At 63.1% G+C, this 18,689-nt stretch carries 25 protein-coding genes; 16 read left to right on the forward strand and 9 right to left on the reverse strand.

Features of this window, described 5'->3' with window-relative positions; all coding sequences use genetic code 11:
- Positions 1-254: 254 nt before the first annotated feature.
- The 4 genes from O7A05_RS12825 to O7A05_RS12840 form a co-directional block, all read right to left on the reverse strand.
- A complete protein-coding gene (locus O7A05_RS12825; protein WP_337093467.1) occupies positions 255-536 on the reverse strand; it encodes a hypothetical protein in 282 nt (93 codons plus the stop codon).
- A gap of 76 nt (positions 537-612) precedes the next feature.
- The gene (locus O7A05_RS12830) at positions 613-1,215 is read right to left on the reverse strand and encodes an ATP-dependent Clp protease proteolytic subunit (protein ID WP_415927001.1); all 603 of its coding nucleotides are present in this window, start codon (positions 1,213-1,215) and stop codon (positions 613-615) included.
- A 26-nt stretch (positions 1,216-1,241) separates the two neighbouring features.
- Positions 1,242-1,718: an SRPBCC family protein gene (locus O7A05_RS12835; protein ID WP_337093468.1), complete on the reverse strand. Its 477-nt coding sequence runs from the start codon at positions 1,716-1,718 to the stop codon at positions 1,242-1,244.
- Positions 1,715-2,029, reverse strand: coding sequence for an ArsR/SmtB family transcription factor (locus O7A05_RS12840; protein ID WP_320245034.1), 315 nt, complete (start codon positions 2,027-2,029; stop codon positions 1,715-1,717). The genes O7A05_RS12835 and O7A05_RS12840 overlap by 4 nt, the downstream gene beginning before the upstream one ends.
- A gap of 226 nt (positions 2,030-2,255) precedes the next feature.
- Here O7A05_RS12840 and O7A05_RS12845 point away from each other — a divergent pair, with 226 nt between their 5' ends.
- The 3 genes from O7A05_RS12845 (at position 2,256) to O7A05_RS12855 (ending at position 3,650) form a co-directional block, all read left to right on the forward strand.
- Entirely contained in the window at positions 2,256-2,774 is a 519-nt protein-coding gene (locus tag O7A05_RS12845; RefSeq protein ID WP_337093469.1) for a single-stranded DNA-binding protein, read from the forward strand.
- 181 nt (positions 2,775-2,955) lie between these two features.
- Positions 2,956-3,189, forward strand: a complete 234-nt coding sequence (locus O7A05_RS12850; RefSeq protein ID WP_337093470.1) for a DUF2306 domain-containing protein — start codon at positions 2,956-2,958, stop codon at positions 3,187-3,189.
- A 29-nt stretch (positions 3,190-3,218) separates the two neighbouring features.
- Positions 3,219-3,650: an OsmC family protein gene (locus tag O7A05_RS12855; RefSeq protein WP_337093471.1), complete on the forward strand. Its 432-nt coding sequence runs from the start codon at positions 3,219-3,221 to the stop codon at positions 3,648-3,650.
- Between the two features lie 20 nt (positions 3,651-3,670).
- Here the strand turns inward: O7A05_RS12855 and O7A05_RS12860 are convergent, their stop codons facing one another.
- From O7A05_RS12860 to O7A05_RS12870, 3 genes are all read right to left on the reverse strand, one after another.
- Positions 3,671-4,300 (reverse strand): MarC family protein, encoded by a 630-nt coding sequence (locus O7A05_RS12860; protein ID WP_337093472.1) that lies wholly within the window; start codon positions 4,298-4,300, stop codon positions 3,671-3,673.
- A gap of 92 nt (positions 4,301-4,392) precedes the next feature.
- Positions 4,393-4,770, reverse strand: a complete 378-nt coding sequence (locus tag O7A05_RS12865) for a VOC family protein (protein ID WP_337093473.1) — start codon at positions 4,768-4,770, stop codon at positions 4,393-4,395.
- Between the two features lie 32 nt (positions 4,771-4,802).
- Positions 4,803-5,333: a hypothetical protein gene (locus tag O7A05_RS12870; protein WP_337093474.1), complete on the reverse strand. Its 531-nt coding sequence runs from the start codon at positions 5,331-5,333 to the stop codon at positions 4,803-4,805.
- A gap of 85 nt (positions 5,334-5,418) precedes the next feature.
- On the opposite strand from O7A05_RS12870, the gene O7A05_RS12875 reads away from it, so the two are divergent.
- Both O7A05_RS12875 and gyrA read left to right on the forward strand, forming a co-directional pair.
- Positions 5,419-6,249 (forward strand): helix-turn-helix transcriptional regulator, encoded by an 831-nt coding sequence (locus tag O7A05_RS12875; RefSeq protein ID WP_337093475.1) that lies wholly within the window; start codon positions 5,419-5,421, stop codon positions 6,247-6,249.
- Positions 6,250-6,412: 163 nt separating this feature from the next.
- Positions 6,413-9,199 carry a DNA gyrase subunit A gene (gene gyrA / locus O7A05_RS12880; protein WP_337093476.1) on the forward strand — a complete coding sequence of 929 codons (2,787 nt, stop codon included), beginning with the start codon at positions 6,413-6,415 and terminating at the stop codon, positions 9,197-9,199.
- Between the two features lie 51 nt (positions 9,200-9,250).
- Here gyrA and O7A05_RS12885 read toward each other — a convergent pair whose 3' ends face one another.
- Entirely contained in the window at positions 9,251-9,403 is a 153-nt protein-coding gene (locus O7A05_RS12885) for a hypothetical protein (RefSeq protein ID WP_337093477.1), read from the reverse strand.
- Between the two features lie 290 nt (positions 9,404-9,693).
- Between O7A05_RS12885 and coaD the strand changes: the two genes are divergently transcribed.
- From coaD to tgt, 7 genes are read left to right on the forward strand one after another with little or no spacing between them, the layout of a single operon-like run.
- The gene (gene coaD, locus O7A05_RS12890; protein WP_337093478.1) at positions 9,694-10,194 is read left to right on the forward strand and encodes a pantetheine-phosphate adenylyltransferase; all 501 of its coding nucleotides are present in this window, start codon (positions 9,694-9,696) and stop codon (positions 10,192-10,194) included.
- Between the two features lie 18 nt (positions 10,195-10,212).
- On the forward strand, positions 10,213-10,803 hold the full coding sequence (locus O7A05_RS12895; RefSeq protein ID WP_415927002.1) for a peptidylprolyl isomerase: 591 nt from the start codon (positions 10,213-10,215) through the stop codon (positions 10,801-10,803).
- A 30-nt stretch (positions 10,804-10,833) separates the two neighbouring features.
- Positions 10,834-11,346: a peptidylprolyl isomerase gene (locus tag O7A05_RS12900; RefSeq protein WP_095765300.1), complete on the forward strand. Its 513-nt coding sequence runs from the start codon at positions 10,834-10,836 to the stop codon at positions 11,344-11,346.
- Positions 11,347-11,359: 13 nt separating this feature from the next.
- The gene (locus tag O7A05_RS12905) at positions 11,360-11,809 is read left to right on the forward strand and encodes a DMT family transporter (protein ID WP_040987167.1); all 450 of its coding nucleotides are present in this window, start codon (positions 11,360-11,362) and stop codon (positions 11,807-11,809) included.
- Positions 11,809-12,897, forward strand: a complete 1,089-nt coding sequence (queA, locus tag O7A05_RS12910; RefSeq protein ID WP_337093479.1) for a tRNA preQ1(34) S-adenosylmethionine ribosyltransferase-isomerase QueA — start codon at positions 11,809-11,811, stop codon at positions 12,895-12,897. Before O7A05_RS12905 ends, queA begins: the two co-directional genes overlap by 1 nt.
- Positions 12,887-13,156: a hypothetical protein gene (locus tag O7A05_RS12915; protein WP_337093480.1), complete on the forward strand. Its 270-nt coding sequence runs from the start codon at positions 12,887-12,889 to the stop codon at positions 13,154-13,156. The genes queA and O7A05_RS12915 overlap by 11 nt, the downstream gene beginning before the upstream one ends.
- Positions 13,149-14,279: a tRNA guanosine(34) transglycosylase Tgt gene (tgt, locus tag O7A05_RS12920; protein ID WP_337093481.1), complete on the forward strand. Its 1,131-nt coding sequence runs from the start codon at positions 13,149-13,151 to the stop codon at positions 14,277-14,279. Before O7A05_RS12915 ends, tgt begins: the two co-directional genes overlap by 8 nt.
- 62 nt (positions 14,280-14,341) lie before the next feature.
- Here tgt and O7A05_RS12925 read toward each other — a convergent pair whose 3' ends face one another.
- Positions 14,342-14,761, reverse strand: a complete 420-nt coding sequence (locus O7A05_RS12925) for a DUF4864 domain-containing protein (RefSeq protein WP_337093482.1) — start codon at positions 14,759-14,761, stop codon at positions 14,342-14,344.
- A gap of 213 nt (positions 14,762-14,974) precedes the next feature.
- Here O7A05_RS12925 and O7A05_RS12930 point away from each other — a divergent pair, with 213 nt between their 5' ends.
- The 4 genes from O7A05_RS12930 to O7A05_RS12945 all read left to right on the forward strand — a co-directional run bounded on the left by O7A05_RS12930 (position 14,975) and on the right by O7A05_RS12945 (position 18,638).
- Positions 14,975-15,211, forward strand: coding sequence for an Lrp/AsnC ligand binding domain-containing protein (locus O7A05_RS12930; protein WP_040995065.1), 237 nt, complete (start codon positions 14,975-14,977; stop codon positions 15,209-15,211).
- 169 nt (positions 15,212-15,380) lie between these two features.
- Positions 15,381-16,793 carry a circularly permuted type 2 ATP-grasp protein gene (locus O7A05_RS12935; protein ID WP_337093483.1) on the forward strand — a complete coding sequence of 471 codons (1,413 nt, stop codon included), beginning with the start codon at positions 15,381-15,383 and terminating at the stop codon, positions 16,791-16,793.
- 88 nt (positions 16,794-16,881) lie between these two features.
- Positions 16,882-17,823 (forward strand): alpha-E domain-containing protein, encoded by a 942-nt coding sequence (locus O7A05_RS12940; RefSeq protein WP_337093484.1) that lies wholly within the window; start codon positions 16,882-16,884, stop codon positions 17,821-17,823.
- 20 nt (positions 17,824-17,843) lie between these two features.
- Positions 17,844-18,638 (forward strand): transglutaminase family protein, encoded by a 795-nt coding sequence (locus tag O7A05_RS12945; protein WP_337093485.1) that lies wholly within the window; start codon positions 17,844-17,846, stop codon positions 18,636-18,638.
- Positions 18,639-18,689 lie beyond the last annotated feature (51 nt).

An 18,689-nucleotide genomic window follows, 5' to 3' on the forward strand; every position in this document is an offset into this window, starting at 1 on the left:
ACCGAGATGGAGCCGCGGCGGGCATAAGTGCCAGGGCAGACTTGAAACGCCAGCCCGACAAACCGTGACTCGCCGATTCCCTACAATCAGAGACGATAGTCGGATCGTCGGCTGAACGCCGCGTCGCATCCGAAACAGAACGCCGGCAGTCCACTCCCGGCTAAAATTGGATTTCAGATCCATGAAGCCCCATCCGTCTGCACAGCAGGGATGGGGCTTACATTTTGTGGTGTTCGCGTGTGACCCGCTCGCGATCAGTGGTTCGGGATCCGAGCGCCGCCCGTTGCCATGTCGATCGTTATGCTGCCGCCGATCCTGACATCGGTGTTGCCGATCTTGAAGGAACCGTCGCTGCCGGCCGGCAGCGCGTCGTCCGGTTCCGGCTGCGGCGCCGGCTTGGCGATCCGATAGTCGCCGCTGACCCCAGGCAATTTCTGCGACGAGCTGTCGTCGGCAAGCGCGGCGCCGGCCATCAGCATGCCGGCAAGCGCGGTGAGGGCGGCGCATAGATGTCTGGGCTGAACGGACCTGATCATGCGCGGACTATAGGGATGCAACTGGAGCGATGCCAGACGCGCGGCGATCAAATTGCCGCGCGTCTGGCTCGAGATGTCAGGCCGCTTTTTTGCGCGTGTCGTAGACGTGGTCGACGAGGCCCCAGGTCTTGGCTTCCGCGGCGCTCATGAAATAGTCGCGGTCGAGCGTGCGCTCGACTTCCTCATAGGTCCGGCCGCAATGCTTCGCGTAGAGCTCTGTCATGTGCTGCTTGGTGCGCACAATATCCTCGGCGTGGCGCTGGATGTCGGAGGCCTGGCCCTGGAAGCCGCCGAGCGGCTGGTGCAGCACGATCCTGGTGTTGGGCAGGGCGATGCGACGTCCCGGTTCCCCGGCCATCAACAGGAAGGAGCCCATCGAGGCGGCAAAGCCCATGCAGACCGTCGACACCGGACAGGAGATGTATTGCATCGTGTCGTAGATGGCGAAGCCGCTGGTCACCATGCCGCCCGGCGAGTTGATGTAGAGCGAGATCTCCTTGTCCGGATTGTCCGATTCCAGCGACAGGAGCTGTGCGCACACCAGCGCCGAGACGCTGTCGTTGATCTCGCCATTGATGAAGACGATACGCTCGCGCAGCAGCCGCGAAAAGATGTCGAAAGCGCGTTCGCCGCGGCTCGACTGCTCGATGACCATAGGCACCAGATTGGCAATGCTCATGATGGTTTTCCTCGGTCCTCTTTTGATCAGGCTGCGCGCAGCATCATGCAGGGCGCGTTGGCGGCGGTCGGGTTCCTGCGCGCGTCGAGCGAAAGCCCGCAACCGGCGCCGGAAACAGCGACGAGAGGCTGCGCGGCCGGCACGAAGCCGTCATGGACGATGCGCAGATGCGTGCCGCCCGAGGCTGTGCCGGCAAGCGTGAAAGTGACGATGCTGTCAAAGGCGGGAAGCTGGTCCGCATCCTTCGCGCCGGGCCGCTCGCGCCAGGAATAGCGCAGCAGCCTGCCAGGCTCTGCCTCGAGCACCTCGCATTCGATCGGCGCATCCGGTCCGGCAAAGGCGAAGCGCGCGCCGGCTTGCGCCTCGATGTCGTTCGGCATCATCCAGGCGGCGAGCAACTCCGGCTCGGTCAGCGCCCGCCAGACTTTTTCCGGCGGATCTGGAAGGTCGCATTCGAAGCTGAGCGGCGCTTCGTTGAACGCCCGGTTTTCGGTTGCCCTCATTGGTCCATTCCTTTCAGAACCGTTTTCAACTTCTCGATGCGTTCCGGCCAGAAGGCGCGGTAGCGTTCGATCCAGCCGAGCAGCGGGTCGAGCCCCTGCGGATCGGCCCGGTAATAGGCATTGCGGCCGGCGCGCCGCTCGACCACCAGGCCGGCGCTACGCAGCACGGCGAGATGCTGCGAGACCGCCGGCTGCGACACGCTCATACCGGCGCGCAGCTCGGTCACGCTCATCTCGCTGGCGGTCAGGCGCTCGTAGACGGCGCGACGAGTAGGGTCGGCAAGCGCACGAAAAATCTCTGCTTCGATCATGGTTGAAGCATAAGTCGATACTTATTGATTTGGCAAGTCTCCATATGGAGGTGCACGTTCAAACCCTGCCTTTGCTGACATTCCTTGACAGAAAGGGTGGTGAAGAATAGAACGAAAAGAGAACGAAAAACCTTGTGGGAAAAGCCAGCCTTTGCGGGCGGCGGCGGCCCGCAGGCTGTAAGGTGAGCGACTTGAAATTTGTTTCGGATGAGCGCGGAGAAGTAAGATGGCGGGTAGCGTCAACAAGGTCATTCTGGTGGGCAATCTCGGGGCGGACCCTGAAATCCGCCGCCTGAATTCCGGCGATCCGGTCGTCAACATCCGCATCGCCACGTCGGAAAGCTGGCGCGACAAGAACACCGGCGAGCGCAAGGACAAGACCGAGTGGCACAATGTCGTCATCTTCAACGATCAGCTCGCCAAGGTGGCCGAGCAGTATCTGAAGAAGGGCATGAAGGTCTATGTCGAGGGCCAGTTGCAGACCCGCAAATGGCAGGACCAGACCGGCAACGACCGCTATACGACCGAAATCGTCCTGCAGAAATTCCGTGGCGAATTGCAGATGCTCGACGCACGCGGCGAGGGCGGCGGCCAGGTCGGCAATTATTCCGGCGGCGGCAGCCGCGGTTCGGATTTCGGCCAATCCGGTCCGAATGAAGGTCTCAGCCGCGGTGGTGGCGGCGGCCCCAGGAGCGGCGGCGGTGGCGGCTCGTCGCGCGAGCTGGACGACGAGATCCCGTTCTAAGCGTTTCGAAGCGGACGTTTGAGGGAAGGCGCAATGTCGCTCGGACCGCTTCTGTGGGCGCCGCCTCCCATTCCATGGCATGCCTTCGCGGCCTTCGCCGCCCTCGCTATCGGCGGCGCCCAGCTGTCGTTGCCGAAAGGTACCGCGCGTCACAGCGCTAGGTTATGCCTGGGCGGCGCTGATGCTGGTCATCGCCATATCGAGCTTCTGGGTCCAGCAGATCCGCCTCATTGGTCCGTTCAGCCCGATCCATCTTTTGTCGATCCTCGTACTGGTCACCGTGCCGCTGGCGACATGGTATGGGCATACGCATAAGGTCGCTGCGCATCGCGGCGCCATGGTCAAGCTCTATCTGTTCGCGCTGGTCGGCGCCGGCATCTACCAGATCATGCATGCGGTCGTGTTCGATCAGTAGGCGACGGAAACCTCGTAAGGAAAATCAACGTGAAAGCACGCATCAAATGGGTTGAGGAACGCACCTTCGTCGGCGAGTCCGGCAGCGGCCACAAGGTCGTGCTGGGCACGGCGCACAGGCCGGACGGCAAGACGCCTGGACCGAGCCCGATGGAACTGGTGCTGATCGGCACCGGCGGCTGCTCGGCCTATGACGTCGTGCACATCCTCGAGAAGGGCCGGGAGGCGGTCGAGGATTGCGTGGTCGAGCTCGACGCCGACCGGGCCGGGACCGACCCGAAAGTTTTTACCCGCATCCACATGCATTTCATCGTCAAGGGCCGCGCGCTGTCGCACGACAAGGTGAAAAGGGCGATCGATCTGTCGATCGAGAAATATTGCTCGGCAAGCGCGATGATGGCGAAGACCGCGACGATCACGCATGATTTTGAGGTGGTCGAGACGGCGGCAGTAGGGCGGTAGGTGGGCTGCCTTGCAGCCGGTCAGGCTGCCATCAACGCCTTGACGCCATCAGCCACGAACTGCACCGCTAACGCCGCGAGGATCACGCCCAGCAGCCTGGTCAGGATCGAGCGGCCGGTCTGGCCGAGGATGCGGTCGATGCGTTCCGACAGCACGAACACCAGATAGGTGATGACGAGGCAGAGAAAGATGATGCCGACCAGCGCTGCCTGTGCGGCAAAGCCTTCAAAATGTCCCGATAAGAGCACAGTCGCCGAAATCGCGCCGGGACCGGCGATCAGCGGGATCGCCAGCGGGAAGGCGGCGATGTTGTGGATCATGTCCTTGGTGATGGCGACGTCGCCGATCTTCTCCTTGCGGTCCTGGCGGCGCTCGAACACCATTTCGAAGGCGATGAAGAAGAGTAGGAAGCCGCCGGCCACCCGAAAGGCCGGCAGCGTGATGCCGAACACCGACAGGATCGCGGCGCCGGCGACGGCAAACAGCGCCATGACCAGGAAGCCGATCACCGAGGCGCGGATCGAAACCTGCTGGCGCTCGTCACGGTTCATGCCGCGCGTCACGGCAAGGAACAGCGGCGCCAGTCCCGGCGGGTCGATGGTCACCAGGATGGTGACGAAGGCGTTGAACAGGCTGTCGAAACTCGGCATCGCTGGTCCCCTCCCGCCGGGCGAGGCCCAGGCCCCGCAATTGGTAGAGCAAAGCCCGGACGGTGGGAACAGGCGGGAGGTAAATCAGCCGGCTATTCGGCATGGCTGCAATAGGCTTCCAGCCGGTAGCCGTCCGGATCGACAACGAAGGCGGCATAGTAATTGTCGCCATAGGCCGCGCGCAGTCCGGGTTGGCCGTTGTCCGTGCCGCCCTCACGCAATGCGGCCGCATGGAAGGCGTCGACGCTGGCGCGCGTCGGCGCCGAGAAGCAGAAGTGCAGGCCGGAGTCCATGTCAGCCGGTACCGGCCGCCCGGCATCGTTCACCCAAAGCTGGACTGCCTCGCCACCGTAACCGAGTGAGCCGGGCGACTGGCTGAGACAGGAATAGCCGAGCGGCTTCAGCGCTGCGTCGAAGAAGCGTTTCGAAACGCTGGCGTCGCGGACGCCGATCGAGACATGATCGAGCATTGTTTCCTCCATGATTGCAATTGGTTGGTTGCTCAGGCTGGAGTCACGCGGCGAGCCAGAAACTCGACCTCCATGCGCCAGGTCGCGCCGCCGTCATGCGAGCGCTCGCCGAGCCAGCGGAACGAGTTTTCGGTGATCTGCGAGAAGCTCCAGCGTACAGACGCGCCGGTGCCGTCGGCGCCGACCTGGACGATGGTGTCATCCTCGGCGCGGCCGAGTTGCCGGCTGTAATACTGGTTGCGCGGGTCGTTCCAGAAGATGTGCCAGGCGTCGGCACCGGGATCGTAAACGCGCAATGTCGTGCCGTAGAAGGTCCATTGCCCGAGCGACGGGGAGGGACCTGCGTCGCGGGCGGGCAAGATCCAGACGTCCTGTACGGCCCTGCCTTCCAAAACCCAGCCGAAATGCACCTCGCCGCGACCTGTGAGCCTGGTCCCATCCTCGAGAATGCGCGTGGCGTCGAATGTCCAGGCGCCGATGAAGCGGCCATAGAGTTTCAGCTTTTCGGCAAGGTCCGGTTTTGGGCCGTCGCTGTGCAGGGCTTTGGCAAAGGGATCGGTCATTGTTGCTGCCTCGTTTGTCAGGAGAGGACAAGCAATAAGGGCATGGCAGGGTTCGTCGCTTGGGAAAAATTGCTATTTTTCGGGCATGACGACAGCGCAGAAAACTCTAGCTTCCGGGCATGACTGGCAGGTGTCTGACGTAGTGTGCACGGCCGTCGCCGGCGACAAGCCATTCGAGGAAGAGCATCGCAGCTTTTGCGTTGCCGCAGTGACCAGGGGCACGTTCCGCTATCGCACGCGCCAAGGCACGGCGATGCTGGCGCCGGGCGCCGTCCTGCTCGGCAATCCCGGCGCCTGCTATGAATGCGGGCATGAGCATGGCGCCGGCGACCGCTGCCTCTCGTTTCATTTTACCCCGGCCTATATGGAGCGGGTCGTGGCCGATGTGCCGGACGCGAAACGGCTCGGCTTTGCCGATCCGCGCCTGCCGCCCTTGCCGGCGCTGACGCCTTTGCTCGCCGAGGCGGAGGCGGCGCGGGAGACAGGCGACAGCGACGCGTTCGAGGAACTCGGCCTGCGCATCGCCGGCGCGGTCACCGCGGCTGCGGCCGGATCTGTCGCCGCGACCCGAACGCCCAGCCGCCGCGACCAAAAACGGGTTGCCGAAGCGGTGCGGCTGATCGAGCTCAATGCCGAACGGCCACTTTCGCTGAACGAGCTTGCCGATAGCACGGCGACCAGCCCGTTTCATTTCCTGCGTATTTTCCGGCACGTGGCCGGCATGACGCCCTATCAATTTCTGCTCAGGACCAGGCTGCACCGCGCCGCGGTGCGCCTGCGCAGCTCGGACGCGACGATCTCGACGATCGCCTTCGATGCCGGCTTCAACGACCTGTCGGCTTTCAACCGCCGGTTCCGGCGCGAGATGGGGGAGGCTCCCGGTGCGTATCGCGTCAGACGGACCAGAGGGCGCTGAGGCCGGCCGAAGCGAAATCGCCCTTGGCCATATCGTCGCAATCAGCGATATCCATTTGAAATTGCCGCCGAAATCGTCTTTGGAAAAGTGCCTCCTCCATTGGAGTTTCAATCTGGCATCCTATATAAGCGGTGAGTGATTCCCGACTGGACTGTGACCTGATTTGACCGACCAGAAGACACCGCGCGGGCCGGACGGCGGCCCCACCGGCATCGAGCCGATTTCGATCATCGAGGAGATGCAGCGCTCCTATCTCGATTACGCCATGAGCGTGATCGTCAGCCGCGCGCTGCCCGACGTGCGTGACGGCCTGAAGCCGGTGCATCGGCGCATCCTCTATGCCATGCAGGAAGGCGGTTACCACTGGAACCGCAAGCATGTGAAATCGTCGCGCATCGTCGGCGACGTGATGGGTAAATACCATCCGCACGGTGACGCCTCGATCTATGACGCACTGGTTCGCATGGCGCAGGACTGGTCGCTGCGCGTGCCGCTGATCGACGGGCAGGGCAATTTCGGCTCGATCGACGCCGACCCGCCCGCGGCCATGCGCTACACCGAGTCGCGGCTCACCAAGGTCGCGCACGAGCTTCTGGGGGATATCGACAAGGAAACGGTCGATTTTCAGGACAATTATGACGGCGCTGAACAAGAGCCCAAGGTACTGCCTGCGCGATTCCCGAACCTTCTAGTCAACGGTTCGGGTGGCATCGCCGTCGGCATGGCCACCAACATCCCGCCGCACAACCTGGCCGAAGTGTGCAACGGAGCGATGGCGATCATCGACAATCCAGCCATCGACCTGCCGGCGCTGATGGAGATCGTGCCCGGCCCGGATTTCCCGACGGGCGGCATCGTCCTTGGCCGGTCCGGCATATACAGCGCTTATTCTACCGGCCGCGGCTCGATCGTCATGCGCGGTCGCGTCGAGATCGAAAAGCGCGGAAACGACCGTGAATCCATCGTCGTCACCGAAATACCCTATCAGGTGAACAAGGCGGCGATGATCGAGAAGATGGCCGAACTGGTGCGCGAAAAGCGCATCGAGGGCATTTCCGACATCCGCGACGAGAGCGACCGTCAGGGCTATCGCGTCGTCATCGAACTAAAGCGCGAGGCCGTCGCCGACGTCATCCTCAACCAGCTTTACCGCTTCACGCCGCTGCAGACCTCGTTCGGCGCCAACATGGTGGCGCTCAACGGCGGCAAGCCGGAAGTGATGACGCTGATCGACATGCTGAAAGCCTTCGTCGGTTTTCGCGAGGAGGTCATCAGCCGCCGCACGAAATACCTGCTGCGCAAGGCGCGCGAGCGGGCCCATGTCCTTGTCGGCCTTGCGATTGCGGTCGCCAACATCGACGAGGTGATCAAGCTGATCCGCACCGCGCCCGATCCGCAGACGGCGCGCGAGCAGTTGATGGAGCGGCGCTGGCCGTCACACGACGTCGCGCCGCTGATCAAGTTGATCGACGATCCGCGCCACCGCATCAACGAGGACGGCACCTACAATCTCTCCGAGGAACAGGCCCGTGCCATCCTCGACCTGCGCCTGCAGCGCCTGACCGCGCTCGGCCGCGACGAGATCGCCGACGAGTTGAACAAGATCGGCGCCGAGATCGTTGATTTCCTTGATATTTTGTCGTCGCGTGCGCGGATCCAGCAGATCGTCAAGGACGAGCTGATCGCGGTCCGCGACGAATTCGGCACGCCGCGCCGCACCGAGCTCTCAGACGGCGGGGCGGACATGGAAGACGAGGACCTGATCCAGCGGGAGGACATGGTCGTCACCGTCAGCCATTCCGGCTACATCAAGCGCGTGCCGCTCTCGCTCTACCGGGCGCAGCGCCGCGGCGGCAAGGGCCGCTCCGGCATGTCGACCAAGGAAGAGGATTTCGTCACCCGGCTGTTCGTGGCCAACACGCACACGCCGGTGCTGTTCTTCTCCTCGCGCGGCATCGTCTACAAGGAGAAGGTCTGGCGGCTGCCGATCGGCAACCCGCAATCGCGCGGCAAGGCGTTGATCAACATGCTGCCGCTCGAGCAGGGCGAGCGCATCACCACCATCATGCCGCTGCCCGAGGACGAGACCAGCTGGGGCGAGCTCGACGTGATGTTCGCGACGACGCGCGGCACGGTTCGCCGCAACAAGCTATCCGACTTCGTCCAGGTCAACCGCAACGGCAAGATCGCCATGAAGCTGGAGGAAGAGGGCGACGAGATCCTCGGCGTCGAGACCTGCACCGACAATGACGACGTGCTCCTGACGGCGAATTCCGGCCAGTGCATCCGCTTTCGGGTCTCCGACGTGCGCGTCTTCCAGAGCCGCAATTCCGTCGGCGTGCGCGGCATAACCATGGCCGAGACAGACCGCATCATCTCGATGTCGATCATCGAGAATGTCGATGCATCGCCCGCCGAGCGCGCAGCCTACCTGAAGCGTGCCGCGGCGGAGCGCAGGGTTGCGGCCGGCGGAGCCGGCGAGGAAGAGGAGATTGCGCTCACCAACGAGGAGGTCGGCGAGGAGGCCGAGCTTTCCGAGGAGCGCTACGAGTTCCTCAAGGCGCATGAAAGGCTTGTGCTGACGGTGACCGAATATGGCTACGGCAAGCGCTCGTCGTCCTACGATTTCCGCCTGACGGGGCGCGGCGGCAAGGGCATCCGCGCCACCGACGTGTCGAAAACGGCCGAGATCGGCCGCCTGGTCGCGACCTTTCCGGTCGGCAATGACGATCAGATCATGCTCGTTTCGGACGGCGGCACGGTCATCCGGGTGCCGGTCAACGGCATACGCTTCGCCAGCCGGGCCACCAAGGGCGTGACGATCTTCAACACGGCCGAAGGCGAGAAGGTTGTGTCGGTGGAGCGGATTTCGGAGCCGCAGTCGGATGAGGAGGTCGAAGACGTGGCTTCGAACGAGACTGGCACCGACGAGGTGGGCGAAGGCGAGTAGGTTCCGTCCAGGCTTCACCGGCCATCAAAGCCGGTGCGAAGATAGCGGGGATTAATGGCGACGGTAGACGTTGCGATGAGCGAACCCATCGAGCCGCTTGGTATTGGCCTTGATGCGCACTCGCGCTGCTTCCTGATGCAACCCGAATGCAGTCGCGATCAGCATCACGATGGTCATTGCAGTGGCAAGCATGTAGATCAGCATTTGCGTTTTCTCCTGGGCTTACAACGATGACATGGGGATTTGGTTTCATCGCTTGAAGCGGCAACCTAGTGAACGCTGAGTGAAACGTTCGTGATTGCCGGGTTCATCTGTCGTTCATCGGCGCGAGAAGGTTCACGGTCGCGCAATCGATGGGATTTGCCTTTGTTGGAGAGGCTCGTTAAAGCGTTTCACGGTTTCAAGGAAACGGCGAACCGCTCCATGTTTTCGTTTTGCGCAATCCGGACGGAAAACCGCTCACACTTTTCCCGGAATTGCTCTAGAAGCCTGGCATGACCGAACGCACCGCCCTTTACGCCGGCTCCTTCGACCCGCTGACCAACGGCCATCTCGACGTGCTGAAAGCCTCGCTGGCGGTGGCCGACACCGTCTATGCCGCCATCGGCATCCATCCGGGCAAGAAGCCGTTGTTTTCCTTCGAGGAACGCGTGGAGCTGATCGAGGCGGCAACCAAGAACGAGTTCGGCCGCGACGGTGGTCGCATCAAAGTCGTTTCCTTCGATGGGCTGGTCATCGATGCGGCCCGCAAGCACGGCGCCTCGATCATGATCCGGGGTCTGCGCGACGGCACCGACCTCGACTATGAAATGCAGATGGCCGGCATGAACGAGACGATGGCGCCGGAATTGCAGACGGTTTTTCTGCCGGCGAGCCCCTCGGTGCGCACCATTACTGCCACACTCGTGCGCCAGATTGCGTCGATGGGCGGCGACATCCGCCCATTCGTGCCAGCGGCCGTCGCCGGCGCGCTCAACGCCAAGTTCACCAGATAGGCTTTCCCGGAGATCCCTATGCAGCTGAAGAAGCTCGCTTCGTTCCTTGTCGTGCTTGCCGGCCTTTTCGCGGCATCCGTGCCGGCCGTGGCCGCCGACAAGGAAAACACCATGATCATCACGCTGAAGGACGGCGACGTGACCATCGCGCTGCGCCCCGATCTGGCGCCCAAGCATGTCGCGCAGATCAAGAAGCTGGTGCGTGACGGCGCCTATGACAATGTCGCGTTCCACCGCGTCATCGACGGTTTCATGGCGCAGACCGGCGACGTCAAGTTCGGCAACATGAAGAAGGGTTTTAACCCCCAAGCCGTCGGCACCGGCGGTTCCGATCTTCCCGACCTGCCGGCCGAGTTCTCGCAGAGCGAGCAGTTCACGCGCGGCGTGGTCGGCATGGCCCGCTCGCAAGACCCGAATTCGGCGAACTCGCAATTCTTCATCATGTTCGCGCCGGCGCCGAACCTCGACGGGCAGTACACCATCGTCGGCAAAGTGGTCGGCGGCATGGATCTCGTCGACAAGATCAAGAAGGGCGACGAGGCCGACAACGGCACCGTCACCGACCCCGACCGCATGATCAAGGTCCGCATCGCCGCCGACAGCAAGTAACTCCCTCAATTTTCAAAAGGATTTTCCGACATGGCTGAGATCAAGGACCGCGAGAACGCGCTCATCATGGAAACGACCAAGGGCCCGGTCGTCATCGAGATGTACCCTGAATTGGCGCCCGGGCACGTCGCCCGCATCAAGGAACTAGCGCGTGAAGGCGCCTATGACGGCGTGGTGTTCCATCGCGTCATCGACGGCTTCATGGCGCAGACCGGCGACGTCAAGTTCGGCAATTCCTCGAAGCCCACCTATGCGCCGTCACGCGCTGGCATGGGCGGCTCCGACAAGCCGGACCTCAAGGCCGAGTTCTCCAATGCCAATCACGGCCGCGGCGCCTGCTCGATGGCTAGAGCCCAGAACCCGAACTCGGCGAACTCGCAGTTCTTCATCTGCTTCGACGACGCCGCCTTCCTCAACCGCCAGTACACGGTGTGGGGCCAGGTCATCGAAGGCATGGAGAATGTCGACAAGATCAAGCGCGGCGAGCCGGTGCAGGATCCCGACAAGATCGTGTCGCTGAAGGTCGCGGCCGACGTCAAGTAAGGGCGGAACAACGATGATGGGCGCTGTCTGGTCCCTGCTCGGAATCCTGTCCGGCGCCTTCATCGCCATCCAGGCGCCGATCAATTCGCAATTGGCAAAGGGCCTCGGCCTTCCGGTCGCGGCCGCCGCGTTCTCCTTCCTGTCCGGCGCCATCGTGCTCGGCATCATCGCCGTCTCGGTGGTGAAGCTGCAGGGCATCTCGCTCGACTGGAAGGCGCCGGCGCCCTGGCTGTTCATTGCCGGCGGTATGCTCGGCGGCTTCTATGTGACGCTGTCGACGATCCTGACACCGCGCATCGGCGCGGCGGCGCTCATGGCCTTCCTGGTCGCCGGCCAGCTGATCGCCGGCATGCTGATCGACCGCGCCGGCTTCCTTGGCGTGGCGGTGCGCGAAATCTCGCTTGGCCGCGTCGCCGGCGCCGTGCTCTTGCTTGCCGGGGCGCTGCTTATCCGGCTCTACTGATGCGCGTCGACCTGTTCGACTTCGACCTACCGGAAGAGCGCATCGCGCTTCGCCCGGCAGAGCCGCGCGACAGCGCCAGGCTGCTGGTCGTCAAACCGGGCGAAACGCTACAGGATCGCATCGTCTCCGATCTGCCGTCGCTGCTGCGCGAAGGCGACGTGCTGGTGTTCAACGACACCAAGGTCATTCCGGCGCAACTGAAGGGCATGCGGAAGCGCGGCGAGGCGGTGGCGCAGGTCGAGGCGACGCTGCATATGCGCGTGGCGCCGGACCGCTGGCAGGCCTTCATGCGGCCGGGAAAACGCATCGCCGCCGGCGATCGCATCCATTTCGGCCATGATCAGAATTCCTGCTTCCTCGGTCAGCTCGACGCCACGGTGCTCGAAAAGGGCGAGGCGGGCGAGGCGCTGCTCGGCTTCGACCTTTCCGGGCCGTTCCTCGACGAGGCGCTACACGCCGTCGGCCATATTCCGCTGCCTCCCTATATCGCCTCGAAGCGCGATGACGACGAGCGTGATCGCGCCGATTACCAGACCATCTATGCCAGGGAAGAGGGCGCGGTCGCTGCCCCCACCGCCGGCCTGCATTTCACGCCGGAGCTGTTTGCGGCGCTCGACGCCAACGGCATCGAGCGCCGCTTCGTCACGCTGCATGTCGGCGCCGGCACCTTCCTGCCGGTGAAAGCGGACGACACGGCCGATCATAAGATGCATGCCGAGACCGGTTCGGTGAGTCCGGAAACGGCGGCGGCGCTCAACGCGGCGAAGGCGCGGGGAGGGCGGATCATCTGCGTCGGCACGACGTCGCTGCGCCTGCTCGAGAGTGCGGTGCGCGCGGATGGCAGGATCGAGCCCTGGTCCGGGCCGACCGATATCTTCATCACGCCCGGCTATCGCTTTCGCACGGCCGATATGCTGATGACCAATTTCCACCTGCCGCGCTCGACGCTGTTCATGCTGGTCTCGGCCTTCAGCGGGCTCGAGACGATGCGTTCGGCCTATGCGCATGCCATCGAGAACCGCTACAGGTTCTATTCCTATGGCGACGCCAGCCTGCTTTACCGGGCGGAGACGAGCGATGGACGATGATCTAGACAGCATGGACCGCGATGTGCTGATCGCGGAGGTGAAGAAGCTGCGCGCCGGCATCCGCGCGCATCGCGACACGACCGGGCATGATCTGTGCTGGCATCACCCCGATCTCTGGGACCTTTTGCCGGAAAAGACCGAGCCGTCGATCGCCGTGCCGCCATGGCCGAAATTCATGCGCGGCTGCATCCGCTACCGGCAGTCGCTGGATGAGCAGGCGCCCGGGGCGCCGGTGCACGACAAGGAATTCAATGGCTGAGACTTTTTCCTTCCACGTGCTTGCCACCGACGGTAAGGCGCGGCGTGGCCTCGTCTCGATGCCACGCGGCGAGATCCGCACGCCGGCCTTCATGCCGGTCGGTACCGGCGGCACCGTCAAGACCATGTATATGGATCAGGTGCGCGGCGTCGGCGCCGACATCATCCTTGGCAACACTTACCATCTGATGCTGCGGCCGGGCGCCGAGCGCGTGGCCAGGCTCGGCGGCCTGCATGAGTTCGCGCGCTGGCCATATCCGATCCTGACCGACAGCGGCGGCTTCCAGGTCATGTCGCTGTCGAAGCTCAGGAAGCTGACCGAACAGGGCGTCACCTTCCGCTCGCATATCGACGGCGCGGCTTACGAAATGTCGCCGGAACGGTCGATCGAGATCCAGGGACTGCTCGATTCCGATATCCAGATGCAGCTCGACGAATGCACAGCACTTCCGGCAAAGCCCAAGGAGATCGAGCGCGCCATGGAATTGTCGCTGCGCTGGGCCGAGCGCTGCAAGACGGCGTTCGGGGACCAGCCGGGCAAAGCGATGTTCGGCATCGTCCAGGGCGGCGACAGCGCGCCGATGCGCGTGCGTTCGGCGCGGGCGCTGAAGGCGATGGATCTGAAGGGCTATGCCGTCGGTGGGCTGGCGGTCGGCGAGCCACAGTCGGTCATGCTGGAGATGCTCGATATCACCTGCCCGGAACTGCCGTCCGACAGACCGCGCTACCTGATGGGTGTCGGCACGCCGGACGATATATTGAAATCGGTGGCGCGCGGCATCGACATGTTCGACTGCGTGATGCCGACGCGTGCCGGCCGCCACGGCCTTGCCTACACGCGCCGCGGCAAGGTCAATCTCAGGAACGCCCGTCATGCCGACGATCCGCGGCCGCTCGACGAGGAGAGCGACTGCCCGGCCGCGCGCGATTATTCGCGCGCCTACCTGCATCACCTCGTGCGCTCGCAGGAAGCGCTCGGCGCCATGCTGCTGACCTGGAACAATCTGTCCTACTATCAGAAGCTGATGCAGGACATCCGGGCGGCTATCGAGGCGCAGGCCTTCGAAGCTCGCGCCGCCGAGATCACCGAAGGCTGGGTGCGGGGCGATATTCCGGCGTTTTGACGCCGCCATTTGTTTTGACGCAATTCCGGACGGAAAATCGCTTCGCACTTTCTTGATATTGCTCAGGTGCTGACCGCGGTTGAGGCGCGCAGGCTGCAGCCGGTGATCTTGAAACTGCCGTCCGCCTGCTGCTGCAGCGTATAGACCGCCTCATAGTCCTTGCCGTCAGGCCCGACGATCAGCACCTGCTGGACGATCGAACCGGGTCCGGTCTCCTCGACCTTGCCGAAGGAGTAGGACCGGGGCTTGCGCACCGGTGCGTAGCCGTTCGTCACCATGTTCATGAAGGTATCGACGGTCGGAAAGATCTGCTTCACGTTCGGCGCGGCGAAACTGTAGGCGGTGGCGCCGTCATCGGCGATGAAGGCTTTCAACTGGCTGTCGATGACTGTCTGCGCGGCCTTGATCTCGGCGTCGCCGGCGAAAGCAAGCGGGGCTATTAGCAGCGGAACAAGAGCTAGTGCGAACAATGCGCGGCGCATGGCCTGCCTCCCAGGAATTCGCTTGGCGAACGAGTCTAACATACGCGCCGCGGCGTGACGTGGTTTCGCCGGGCTGCGAAGATTTCGCCATTTCAGTGTCGGGAGGTGGGATCAGGTACTCTTCGAGGTGCGCGGCGCGTGAAGCTTGAAAGCCGGGCAGCAGTCTGCCACAAGGGCCGCTTATTCATGAAGCAGGCTGGCAGGACCCGGGCAATGAAGGCATTTTTTGTGCAGATCAAGTGCGACCTGGGCAAGTCCTATGAGGTCGCCAGCGCGCTCGCCGATGCCGAGATCGCCTCCGAGATCTACTCGACCGCGGGCAATTACGACCTGCTCGCCAAATTCTATATCGACGACGAGGAAGACGTCGGCCATTTCGTCAACGAGCGGGTGCAGATTCTGCCTGGAATCAAGGACACCTTCACCATCGTGACTTTCCGGGCGTTCTGACCGGGCCTGTCTGTGCCCCGCCGGCAAGCAGGAGCTGACCCGGCCTTGCTATCCATGCCTTGATTTTAGGCAATTTGCATAGAGTGGCCGTCACGGCTTGCTAAATCACCGATTGCGCTTGATTTTCTCCGGCGGGGCCAGTGAAATGTCCTCAGAGGGGAGTACGCGATTGGCAGCGTTCGACGAAATGCTTCCGGAAGTCTCCGGATTGAGAAGGCCATATGAGGCTTACGATCGCTGGCTGAAGGAGCAGGACCCGGCCAGGCTTACCCAGAAGATGCAGGATGCCGAGCGCGTCTTCCGCAAGACCGGCATCACCTTTGCCGTCTATGGCGAGCAGGAAGCGTCCGAGCGGCTGATCCCTTTCGACATTGTCCCGCGCATCCTCTCTGGCCAGGAATGGCGCCGGCTGACGCAAGGCATCGAGCAGCGCGTGCAGGCGCTGAACGCCTTCCTCGATGACATCTACCACCGCCAGGAGATCCTGCGCGCCGGACGCGTGCCCAAGGATCTGATCGCCAGGAACGAGGCCTTCCTACCCGAGATGATCGGGGTCAGGCCGCCGGCCGGCGTCTACACCCACATTATCGGCGTCGATATCGTCCGCATCTCGGAGAACGAGTTCTATGTGTTGGAGGACAATGCCCGCACGCCGTCGGGCGTCTCCTACATGCTGGAGAACCGCGAGACGATGATGCAGCTCTTTCCGGAGCTGTTCCAGAAGATCAAGGTTCGGCCGGTTGAGAACTACCCGCAACTCCTGCGCCAGTCGCTGGCAGCGGTTAGGCCGCAAAGCGCAAAGGGCATGCCGACCATCGCGGTGTTGACGCCGGGTTCCTACAACTCGGCCTATTTCGAACATGCCTTCCTTGCCGACCAGATGGGCGTGCAACTCGTCGAAGGGCAGGATCTGCGCGTCGTCGACGGCCATGTCGCAATGCGAACCACGGAAGGCTACAAGCAGATCGACGTGCTCTACCGGCGCGTCGACGACAACTTCCTCGATCCGCTGACCTTCCGGCCGGATTCCGCACTTGGCGTGCCGGGCATCATGGATGTCTACCGCGCCGGCAACATCACGATCGCCAATGCGCCTGGCACCGGCATCGCCGACGACAAGGCGATCTATTCCTACATGCCGGAGATCGTCGAGTTCTACACCGGTCGCAAGGCGATCCTCGGCAACATCCCGACCTGGCGCTGCTCGGAGCCGGACAGTCTCAAATATGTGCTCGATCACATCGGCGAGCTGGTGATCAAGGAAGTGCATGGCTCGGGCGGCTACGGGATGCTGGTCGGCCCGGCGGCGACCAGGAAGGAATGTGAGGCGTTCGCCAAGAAGCTGCAGGCGAAGCCCTCGAACTATATCGCCCAGCCGACGCTGGCGCTGTCGACCTGCCCGATCCTGACCGAAAAGGGCCTGTCGCCGCGCCATGTCGACCTTCGGCCTTATGTGCTGGTTTCGGATCGTATCCAGATTGTGCCGGGCGGTTTGACACGCGTCGCGCTCAAGGAGGGGTCCCTGGTAGTCAATTCCTCACAAGGCGGCGGGACGAAAGACACCTGGGTGTTGGATGACTGAGGCGAGCAGGGGGACGCAACAATCATGAAACGCATTCTTCCCTATTCGCTATTCGCTACTCCCTATTCGCTAGCCCTAGGGGCCTGACATGCTTCTTGGCCGCACCGCCAACGGTCTCTACTGGATGAACCGCTATATCGAGCGGGCCGAAAACATGGCGCGCCTGGTCGATGCCGGCCTGCGCATGGCGTTGACGCGCACACAGAGCGCTTCGGAGGAATGGAACTCGGTCCTGCTCAGCGCCGGCTCGGACATCGCCTTCAGCCAGAAGTACCAGGACTATACCGCCGCCAACGTCTCGGACTTCCTGCTGCGCGACACCTCGAACCCGTCGAGCACGATGTCGTCGATCGAGACGGCGCGCAACAATGCCCGAATGGTGCGCACGGCACTGACGCGCGAGACCTGGGAAAGCATCAACGAAGCCTGGATGTCACTGAAGCGCATGCTGGCAAGGCCGATCGACGAACGCGACCTGCCGACGGTGCTCGATGCCATCAAGCGCGAGACGGCGCTGATCCGCGGTTCCTTCTACGGCACCATGCTGCGCAATGAGATTTTCGATTTCTCGCAGCTCGGCACCTATGTCGAACGCGCCGACAACACGGCGCGCATCCTCGACGTGAAATATTATGTGCTCTTACCTTCGCTGTCCTGGGTCGGCTCGACGCTCGACAACTACCAGTGGGAGTCCATCCTGCGCTCGGTGTCGGCGCACCGCTCCTACCGCTGGGTTTATGAAGCCGACTACAAGCCGACCAATATCGCCGATTATCTGATCCTCAATGTGCGCATGCCGCGCTCGCTGACCTTCTGCTACCGCTTCCTCGGCGAGCATTTGAAATTCCTCGCCGACGATTACGGCGAGCGCCATGCCTGCCATGCTACGGCCGAGAAGATCCAGGCGATGCTCAGGAAGGGCTCGATCAAGGACATATTCGATCACGGCCTGCACGAGTTCCTGGCAGAGTTCATTCGCGACAACACCAGGCTGGGCGACGAGATCGCCCAGGACTACCGGTTCTATTGAGCACAGCCGAGGCGAGCGTTATGCGGCTCAAGATCACCCATCGCACCGAGTACTGCTACGATCAGCCGGTGCAATATCTGCTGCAGCGGCTGCGTCTGCTGCCTTCCAGCGGACGCACGCAGACCATCGGCTCCTGGGCGATCAAGGTCGAAGGCGCGCGCGAGGAGGTGCGCTTCACCGATCATTTCGGCAACGAGACGCGGCTGGTGAGCGCCGAGAGCGGCAAGAATTCGATCACCGTCGAGGCAGCCGGAGACGTGACCACGCATGACACGGCGGGCGTGACGGGTCCGCATCAGGGCTTTGCGCCGCTCTGGCTGTTCGCACAGCAGACGCAGCTCACCGCTGCCGGCGAGGGCATACGCGAACTGGCCGGCACGCTGGGCCAGGGCACCGAGATCGAGCGACTGCACCGGCTGATGGGCGCTATCGGCGAACGCGTCGCCTACAGGCCGGGCACGACCAGCGTCGTGACGCCGGCGGAGGAGGCGCTCGCGTTGAAGTCCGGCGTCTGCCAGGACCACAGCCACATCTTCATCGCCGCGGCGGTCGCCCTCGGCTTTCCCGCCCGCTATGTCAGCGGCTACCTGATGATGGATGCGGCCATCGAGCAGGCGGCAAGCCATGCCTGGGCCGAGGCCTATGTCGTGGGGCTCGGATGGGTTGCCTTCGACCCGGCGAACGGTATCTCTCCCGACGAACGCTATGTGCGGGTGGCGACGGGGCGCGACTATCGCGATGCCTCGCCGGTGTCGGGGATACTGCTCGGGCAGGCGCAAGAGAAGCTTGCCGTCAGCGTCACGGTAGAGCAGTAATCTGCGCCGAAATCGCTGGAGCGGTTCAGCGTTTGATAGAATCCCCGAAAC

It is taken from the genome of Mesorhizobium argentiipisi (SeqCode) (assembly GCF_037179585.1).
In the GTDB taxonomy this organism is placed as follows: domain Bacteria; phylum Pseudomonadota; class Alphaproteobacteria; order Rhizobiales; family Rhizobiaceae; genus Mesorhizobium; species Mesorhizobium argentiipisi.

Coding starts and splice junctions, on each gene's coding strand:
- O7A05_RS12825 (WP_337093467.1), bottom strand. CDS start 536: ATGATCAGGTCCGTTCAGCCCAGACATCTATGCGCCGCCCTCACCGCG.
- O7A05_RS12830 (WP_415927001.1), bottom strand. CDS start 1,215: ATGAGCATTGCCAATCTGGTGCCTATGGTCATCGAGCAGTCGAGCCGC.
- O7A05_RS12835 (WP_337093468.1), bottom strand. CDS start 1,718: ATGAGGGCAACCGAAAACCGGGCGTTCAACGAAGCGCCGCTCAGCTTC.
- O7A05_RS12840 (WP_320245034.1), bottom strand. CDS start 2,029: ATGATCGAAGCAGAGATTTTTCGTGCGCTTGCCGACCCTACTCGTCGC.
- O7A05_RS12845 (WP_337093469.1), top strand. CDS start 2,256: ATGGCGGGTAGCGTCAACAAGGTCATTCTGGTGGGCAATCTCGGGGCG.
- O7A05_RS12850 (WP_337093470.1), top strand. CDS start 2,956: ATGCTGGTCATCGCCATATCGAGCTTCTGGGTCCAGCAGATCCGCCTC.
- O7A05_RS12860 (WP_337093472.1), bottom strand. CDS start 4,300: ATGCCGAGTTTCGACAGCCTGTTCAACGCCTTCGTCACCATCCTGGTG.
- O7A05_RS12865 (WP_337093473.1), bottom strand. CDS start 4,770: ATGCTCGATCATGTCTCGATCGGCGTCCGCGACGCCAGCGTTTCGAAA.
- O7A05_RS12870 (WP_337093474.1), bottom strand. CDS start 5,333: ATGACCGATCCCTTTGCCAAAGCCCTGCACAGCGACGGCCCAAAACCG.
- O7A05_RS12875 (WP_337093475.1), top strand. CDS start 5,419: ATGACGACAGCGCAGAAAACTCTAGCTTCCGGGCATGACTGGCAGGTG.
- O7A05_RS12885 (WP_337093477.1), bottom strand. CDS start 9,403: ATGCTGATCTACATGCTTGCCACTGCAATGACCATCGTGATGCTGATC.
- coaD (WP_337093478.1), top strand. CDS start 9,694: ATGACCGAACGCACCGCCCTTTACGCCGGCTCCTTCGACCCGCTGACC.
- O7A05_RS12895 (WP_415927002.1), top strand. CDS start 10,213: ATGCAGCTGAAGAAGCTCGCTTCGTTCCTTGTCGTGCTTGCCGGCCTT.
- O7A05_RS12900 (WP_095765300.1), top strand. CDS start 10,834: ATGGCTGAGATCAAGGACCGCGAGAACGCGCTCATCATGGAAACGACC.
- O7A05_RS12905 (WP_040987167.1), top strand. CDS start 11,360: ATGATGGGCGCTGTCTGGTCCCTGCTCGGAATCCTGTCCGGCGCCTTC.
- queA (WP_337093479.1), top strand. CDS start 11,809: ATGCGCGTCGACCTGTTCGACTTCGACCTACCGGAAGAGCGCATCGCG.
- O7A05_RS12915 (WP_337093480.1), top strand. CDS start 12,887: ATGGACGATGATCTAGACAGCATGGACCGCGATGTGCTGATCGCGGAG.
- tgt (WP_337093481.1), top strand. CDS start 13,149: ATGGCTGAGACTTTTTCCTTCCACGTGCTTGCCACCGACGGTAAGGCG.
- O7A05_RS12925 (WP_337093482.1), bottom strand. CDS start 14,761: ATGCGCCGCGCATTGTTCGCACTAGCTCTTGTTCCGCTGCTAATAGCC.
- O7A05_RS12930 (WP_040995065.1), top strand. CDS start 14,975: ATGAAGGCATTTTTTGTGCAGATCAAGTGCGACCTGGGCAAGTCCTAT.
- O7A05_RS12940 (WP_337093484.1), top strand. CDS start 16,882: ATGCTTCTTGGCCGCACCGCCAACGGTCTCTACTGGATGAACCGCTAT.
- O7A05_RS12945 (WP_337093485.1), top strand. CDS start 17,844: ATGCGGCTCAAGATCACCCATCGCACCGAGTACTGCTACGATCAGCCG.